This window comes from Streptomyces himastatinicus ATCC 53653 (assembly GCF_000158915.1).
In the GTDB taxonomy this organism is placed as follows: Bacteria; Actinomycetota; Actinomycetes; order Streptomycetales; family Streptomycetaceae; genus Streptomyces; species Streptomyces himastatinicus.
The window spans coordinates 4792773-4799390 of record NZ_GG657754.1 but is presented as its reverse complement, the minus strand read 5'-3'; the positions used below and the strand labels follow the sequence as shown (position 1 = coordinate 4799390).

The following is a 6618-nucleotide window of genomic DNA, read 5'->3' as shown; positions in this document are numbered from 1 at the left end:
CCTCGCCAAGGACGCGATGGACCGCGACTGGGCCGAGCCGCTCGACCTCGACGCGGTCGCCGCGCACGCGGGGTATTCGCGCTACCACTTCATCCGCGCCTTCAAAGCGGTCTACGGCTCGACCCCCGGCCAGTATCTGAGCCGCCGCCGGATCGAACGGGCCGAGGAGCTGCTGCGCTCGGCCAATCTGTCGGTCACCGAGATCTGCACGCTGGTCGGATTCAGCAGCCTCGGCACCTTCTCGGCCAGCTTCAAGAAGCAGACCGGGCTCACCCCGAGCGCCTACCGGCACCGGCACGTCGGCCGCGGCGCGGCGCTCATCCCGGGGTGCTACGCGATGCTCTGGTACGGCGGCATCGACGCGCCCGGCGGGGACGGGCCCGAGGACAGCGACCCCGAGGACAGCAACTCTTGAGAAGCGCGGCTGCCCCCGCGCCGCCTACCGTGGCGATGACGCGGAAGCGTTCCATCCATCCCGGTATCCACCCCGATGTCGGCGAAATGTGCGGAGGCGGCAAATGATCAAGGGAATGTCCATCGTCACCGTCTGGGTCCTCGATCAGGACCGGGCCAAGGAGTTCTACACCGAGAAGCTCGGCTTCGAGGTCAGGACCGACATGCGCATCGGCGGGGACAGCGGCATGCGCTGGCTGACCGTCGGCGCCAAGGACCAGCCGGACGTGCAGCTCACCCTCATGGTGCCCGGCACCCCGGGGCTCGACCCGGAGTCGGCCGAGGCGATCAAGAAGCTGGTCGCCAAGGGTGTGCTCGGCGCCGGGGTGCTGACCACTGACGATGTCCACGGGGACTACGCGGCGCTCAAGGCGAAGGGCGTGGAGTTCCTCCAGGAGCCGCAGGAGCGCCCGTACGGCACCGAGGCGCTGTTCCGCGACGACTCCGGCAACTGGTTCTCGTTCACCCAGCCGCGCGGCGAGCTGGACCTCGACCAGCCGTGGGCCAGTTAGTCCGGGACGTCGATGACGGGGAAGCTGCCGGTGTTGGTGGGCGCCGACTCCGGCAGCCAGAGCACCGCCACCGCGCCGTCCTCGCCCTCCACGGCCGGGTCCGCGTTACGGAACGTCAGCCGCGCGCCCAGCACCCGTGCCTGGCCCGCGGCGATGGTCAAGCCCAGCCCGTGGCCCTTGCCCGCCCGGTCCTTGCTGCCGGTGCGGAACCGGCTCGGCCCGTCCTTCAGCAGCGACTCCGGGAAGCCGGGCCCGTGGTCGCGGACCCGCAGCACCCGCCCCTCCACGGTGACCTCGAACGGCGGCTTGCCGTGCCGGGCGGCGTTGGCCAGCAGATTGCCGAGTATGCGCTCCAGCCGGCGCGGATCGGTGGAGACATGGGCGTCCCGGGACACCACCGTGACCTGGGCGTCCGGGGAGACCACCCGCACCCGGCGGGTGATGAACTCGGCGAGGTCGATCTCCTGGAGTTCGGCCCGCTCGGCGAAGCCGTCCAGCCGGGCCACCTCCAATACGTCCTCGACCAGCGTGCGCATCGCCTGCGCCCGGTCCCGTACCAGCTCGGTGGGGCGGCCCGGGGGCAGCAGCTCGGCGGCGGTGAGCAGCCCGGTGACCGGGGTGCGCAGCTCGTGCGCGATATCGGCGGTGACCCGGCGCTCCGCCTCGAGACGCTCCTGGAGCGCCTCGGCCATGCCGTCGACGGCGCGCGCCAGGTCGTCGGTCTCGTCGCGCACCCGGCCGCCGATGGCGTCCCGTACCCGCACCTCGGAGTCGCCCTCGGCGAGCTTGCGGGCCGCGGTGGCGGCCTTGCGCAGCCGCCGCGAGAGCTGGTCGCCGATGAGCACGCCGAGCGCGATCCCGCCCAGCACCACCGAGACCGAGCCCAGGATCAGCACCCGGTCCAGGTCGTCCAGGACGGCGAAGCGGTCCTGGAAGCGGGTGTGGACCGACAGCACCTTGCCGTCGCGCAGCGGTACCGACGCCCACACCTCGGGGCTGCCGGTGCCGGAGTCCTCCAGATAGGTGGCGCGCTGCCCGCGCGCCGCGAACTTCCGCAGGTCCTCGGGCAGTCGCGGATCGTCCAGCTTGGCGCCGAAGCCCAGCACCCGGGACTCCTCGTACCACTTCTGGGCGACCTTCACCCGCTCGTCCATCACCGTGCGGCTGTTGTCGAGCATCGAGACCCGGGCCGCGTTGTGGACGACGAGGCTGAGTGCGACCGCGACCAGTGCGCTCACCGCGGCGATCGCCAGGCTGACCTTCCAGCGCAGTCCGGAGCGGAGCGCGAGTCTCACCATGTCCCGCTTCAGCCCCTGAGCTTGTAGCCGAAGCCGCGGACCGTCTCGATGCGGTCCTGGCCTATCTTGCCGCGCAGCCGCTGGACGTGGACGTCCACGACGCGGGTGTCCCCGCCCCAGCCGTACTCCCACACCCGCTCCAGCAGCCGGTCGCGGGAGAGCACGGTGCCGGGCGCGGCCGAGAACTCCAGCAGCAGCCGCATCTCGGTCGGTGTCAGCGCGACCTGCTCACCGCCCTTGCGGACCTCCATGCCCTCCGGGTCCACCTCCAGGTCGCCGAAGCGCAGCACTCCGCCCTCGGGTTCCTCGGGTCCCGGCTGCTCGCCGCCGCGGCCGCCGGGACCGCTGGCGTGGCCGAAGCGGCGCAGCACGGCCCGGATGCGGGCGACCAGCACGGCGCCGTCGAAGGGCTTGGTGACGTAGTCGTCGGCCCCGGCCTCCAGACCCAGCACCACGTCGATCGAGTCGGCGCGGGCCGACAGCATGATCACGGGCACGGTGGACTCGTCGCGGATCCGGCGGCACAGGCTGACCCCGTCCAGGCCCGGAACCATCACGTCGAGCAGGGCGATATCGGGCCGGTCGGCCCGGAACCGCTCAAGACCGGTCAGTCCGTCGGGCGCGGCGGTCACCAGGAAGCCGTCGCGCTCCAGGGCGAGCTGGGTGGCCTCGCGGATGACGTCGTCGTCTTCGACGAAGAGCACATGGGTTTCGGCCACAGCCTCGGATCAGCCTTCCGTTCCGTCGTCCTCGCCGTCGTCCTTCGCGGCGGTGCTGGGGGCGGGGTCGTCCGTGGGGCTGCTCTTGCTGTAGTCGGTGTGCCGGTGCCGGACCACGGTGAACGCCTGCCTGCTTGCCGCCCAACGGTAGGTGATGACGTCCTCGCGCGAGGGACAGCAGACGGTGTCCCCCGAGGCGTAACTGAGCTTGGTGACGCTCAGATCGCCCTTGACGACGTCGGCGTAGACGGGCGGCTGCTCGTCCGTGAAGACGTTCTCGTACCGCTGTCCCACCTTGCGGTACACATACGAGCCGATGCCGAAGCCGTCATCGCAGCTCGTGACGTTGATGACGAGATCGGACGCGGTGGGTCCGGTCAGCTTCCCCCGGGACACCTCCACCGGGTAGCCCTTGACCGGCTGTCCCTTCGCGGCCGTCGCCGTGCACGGCTGGAGGTGCGACTTCAGGTCCCGGCCGACCTTCGGGTCCTCCTTGATCAGCCGCACCGCGTCGGCCTTCTGCACCGCGGGCGGCTTGGTCGTCGAGCCGCTCGCGTACGAGCCCTTGTCCTGCGCGGAGGGCGAGGTCCACTGGGTGCGTGCGGGGCCCTCCGTCCGCACGCCCTGGCTGCCGGCGCTGCATCCGGCCAGCATCCAGCCCCCGGCTGCCGCGAGGCCCACGACCGCGCCGCCGGTGATCATGGCAGTTTTGCCAGGAGTGGCCTTGATCAGGCCGCGCACCGTTCCTGCCCCCGCTCCTGGCGGTCACGCCGGACCTGGTTCCCCGCCCGGAGCGGCTTCGCGGCGGCGGGCTCGCCCGCCGGCTCGCGGCCGAGCGCGCGGGCATCCAGCTCGCGGCTCTCCAGCTCCTGCCGCAGCCGCGCGAGCGCCCGGTGCAACGTGCTCTTGACCGTGCCGGTCGACATACCGAGCGCCTCCGCCGTCTCCTCCGTCGTCATCTGCTCCCAGTGTCGCAGCACCACGACACTGCGCTGCTTGGGAGCCAGCACTCCGAGGATGTCCATCAGCAGGGCCCGGTCGGCGTGCTGCTCGGTGCCGTCCTCGACGCTGGCCTCCGGCAGCTGATCGGTGGGCACCTCGTCCAGCTTGCGGGCGCGCCACCACTCGGTACGGGTGTTGATCATGACGCGGCGGAGGTACGCGTCGGCGAGGGACTTGTCGGCTATCCCGTCCCAGCGGCCGTAGGTGCGCACGAGCGCGGTCTGGAGGAGGTCCTGTGCCTCGATCGGGTCCGGAACCAGCCGGCGGGCGCTGCGCAGCAGCGCGTCCTGCCGGTTGCGCACGTACTCCTCGAAGTCCAGAACCTTGCCGCTGCTGCCGTTCATCGTGCAGCCTCCATCCCGCTGTCTTCCCCACGTTGGATGCCTGCCGTCCGGCGGGCACGGGAAGGACGCTACGGAGGCGCTGTTGCGGCGCCATGTGCGTCAGCACGTCGGGATGCGCACAGCTACCCATAGGTTGTGTAACAGCGGAACCCGGTTCGACGGAGTGTCAGAACCGGGTCCTGGCAGTGTCACAGCTCTGTCACAGGAAGCCTGGTGAGGCCGTGAAACCGGGGTGTGGCAAGGGCGATTCGGAGCAGGTCGGGATCAGGTCAGCGGCAGCCGGTAGAGGCCGCCCGCGAGCGGTTCGACGAGACCGTCGGAGACCAGCCCGTCGAGCGCCCGGGCCCGCTGCACCGGCTCGTTCCACACCCGGTCCAGCGCCGCCTGCGGCACCGGCGCGACCGCCTCCCGCAACACCGCCAGCAGCTTGCCCCGCACCTGACGGTCCGTACCCGCGTACGTCTGGCCGCGCCGCGGCGGGCCGTCGTGCGCCGGCGAACCGGCCCCGCGCCAGGCGCAGGACGCCGCGATGGGGCAGCGCGCGCAGTCGGGGGTGCGGGCCGTGCAGACCAGGGCGCCCAGCTCCATCGTGGCCGCCGCCCAGCGCGCCGCCGTCCGCTCCTCGTCCGGCAGCAGGGCGCGGGCGAGCTTGCGCTCGGCGGCGGTGGTGGCGTTCGGCGGGTACTGGACGCCGCCGATCGCCCGCGCGAACACCCGGCGGACGTTGGTGTCCAGCACCGGGTGGCGCTGGCCGTACGCGAACGAGGCCACGGCCGCCGCCGTGTACTCGCCGACCCCCGGCAGCGCGAGCAGCTGCGCATGGTCCTCCGGTACGTCACCGCCGTGCCGCTCCCTTATGGCCGCCGCCGCGCCGTGCAGCCGCAGCGCGCGGCGCGGATAGCCGAGCCGCCCCCAGGCGCGGACCGCCTCACCGGGCGGCTCGGCGGCCAGGTCGGCGGGGCGCGGCCAGCGGGCGAGCCACTGCTCGTACACCGGCAGCACACGGCTCACCGGCGTCTGCTGGAGCATGAACTCGCTCACCATCACACCCCACGCTCCGGCCTCCGGGCGGCGCCAGGGGAGGTCGCGGGCGTGGGCGTCGAACCAGTCGATGACGGGCCGGTGGAGCTCGGCACCGTCGGGGGTCGGGGTAGCGGCGGCCGGGGCGGCGGAAATGGCAGTCATCACATCCGATCCTGACACGACGGAACGCCCGATGGGGGCCGAGGGCGCGGGCGTTCGGGTCGAGCCGGGGCAGATCTGGGTGAAACGGTGCAATTCAGGTGAGGTCGCGCGGTGGGCGGCCGGGAACCCGCCGTGCTGTTGTCGCCCAGGTGGCCGATCCGGTCGGATGATGAGAAAAGTAGGGAGACCGGCGGCGGTTATTGGCGGGTCGTGGGGCCGATCTCCCATAGAGTTTCCGCGTGGGATCTCTGCGCAATCCGATCGGGCCGCTTCCCTCCTCCATCTACTGGCGGCGGAGGGCTGTTGCGCTGGCCCTGCTCGCCGTCATCGTGCTGCTCGTCATCTGGGCCTTCGGCTGGGGTGGTTCGGGCGGCGGCGGAAGCGACGAGGGCAAGGGGCCGGGCGGCGGCGGACCCGCGAGTACGATCACGCCCGGACCGACCACCTCCGGGCCGGTGAACAGCGAACGCCCCGGTGGGCGCGACGAGTCGGACACCGGCGGCACGGGCCCCGGCTCGGGTTCCGGTTCCGGGTCCGGCTCCGATGACTCCGGGGGCGGCGGCACGGGCACCGGGTCCGGCGGCGCGGGGGACGACGGCACCTCGGGCGGTACGGGCGGCACCGGCGGCACCGGCGACGGACTCGGCGAGGGCGACGGCCAGGGGCTGCCCGTCGGGTCGAGCCTGCCGGAGTGCAAGCGCGGCGACATCGACCTGACGGTGCGCAGCGTCAAGGACGCGAAGGTGAAGAACACGTACGAGCCGGATGAGAAGCCGACGTTCGAAATCACCGTGAAGAACTCCTCGAACAGCTCCTGCGCGGTGGACTTCGGCCGGGCGGCCGCCTCACTGACCATCACGGACGCGGACAACAAGCACGTCTGGGCCTCGAACGACTGCCCCGAGGGCACCGCCGCCGCCCTGGTCGAGGTGCCCGCCTCCGGCGAGACCAAGCGCACCGTGGAATGGGACCGCGAGCGCACCGCCGCCCACTGCGCGAAGCCGGCCGGCAGCAAGACCGCCGCGTCCGGCACCTACCTGGTCGAGGCGGAGCTGGACGGCCTGGGCACGGCCAAGGTGTCGTTCGTCCTCGCCAAGGACTAGGG

At 72.1% G+C, this 6618-nt stretch carries 8 protein-coding genes; 3 read left to right on the top strand and 5 right to left on the bottom strand.

The annotated features are described in order from the left end of the window. Together SSOG_RS20020 and SSOG_RS20015 are read left to right on the top strand one after the other, a co-directional pair. The coding region (locus SSOG_RS20020) for a helix-turn-helix transcriptional regulator (RefSeq protein ID WP_078510348.1) at positions 1-415 on the top strand (415 nt) is incomplete at its 5' end. Positions 416-518: 103 nt separating this feature from the next. Continuing rightward, on the top strand, positions 519-965 hold the full coding sequence (locus SSOG_RS20015; RefSeq protein ID WP_009716067.1) for a VOC family protein: 447 nt from the start codon (positions 519-521) through the stop codon (positions 963-965). Here the strand turns inward: SSOG_RS20015 and cseC are convergent. The 5 genes from cseC to SSOG_RS19990 all read right to left on the bottom strand — a co-directional run bounded on the left by cseC (position 962) and on the right by SSOG_RS19990 (position 5513). Then, complete coding sequence (gene cseC / locus SSOG_RS20010; RefSeq protein WP_039938140.1) at positions 962-2263, bottom strand: two-component system sensor histidine kinase CseC; 1302 nt, start codon at positions 2261-2263, stop codon at positions 962-964. The genes SSOG_RS20015 and cseC overlap by 4 nt on opposite strands. An 8-nt stretch (positions 2264-2271) precedes the next feature. Continuing rightward, positions 2272-2982: a two-component system response regulator CseB gene (cseB, locus tag SSOG_RS20005; protein WP_009716065.1), complete on the bottom strand. Its 711-nt coding sequence runs from the start codon at positions 2980-2982 to the stop codon at positions 2272-2274. Positions 2983-2991: 9 nt separating this feature from the next. Then, positions 2992-3723 (bottom strand): hypothetical protein, encoded by a 732-nt coding sequence (locus tag SSOG_RS20000; RefSeq protein WP_009716064.1) that lies wholly within the window; start codon positions 3721-3723, stop codon positions 2992-2994. Then, a complete protein-coding gene (locus SSOG_RS19995; RefSeq protein ID WP_009716063.1) occupies positions 3711-4328 on the bottom strand; it encodes a SigE family RNA polymerase sigma factor in 618 nt (205 codons plus the stop codon). The genes SSOG_RS20000 and SSOG_RS19995 overlap by 13 nt, the downstream gene beginning before the upstream one ends. A gap of 264 nt (positions 4329-4592) precedes the next feature. Next, positions 4593-5513, bottom strand: coding sequence for an HhH-GPD family protein (locus tag SSOG_RS19990; protein WP_050799907.1), 921 nt, complete (start codon positions 5511-5513; stop codon positions 4593-4595). Positions 5514-5752: 239 nt separating this feature from the next. On the opposite strand from SSOG_RS19990, the gene SSOG_RS19985 reads away from it, so the two are divergent. Next, on the top strand, positions 5753-6616 hold the full coding sequence (locus tag SSOG_RS19985; RefSeq protein ID WP_039938138.1) for a hypothetical protein: 864 nt from the start codon (positions 5753-5755) through the stop codon (positions 6614-6616). Positions 6617-6618 lie beyond the last annotated feature (2 nt).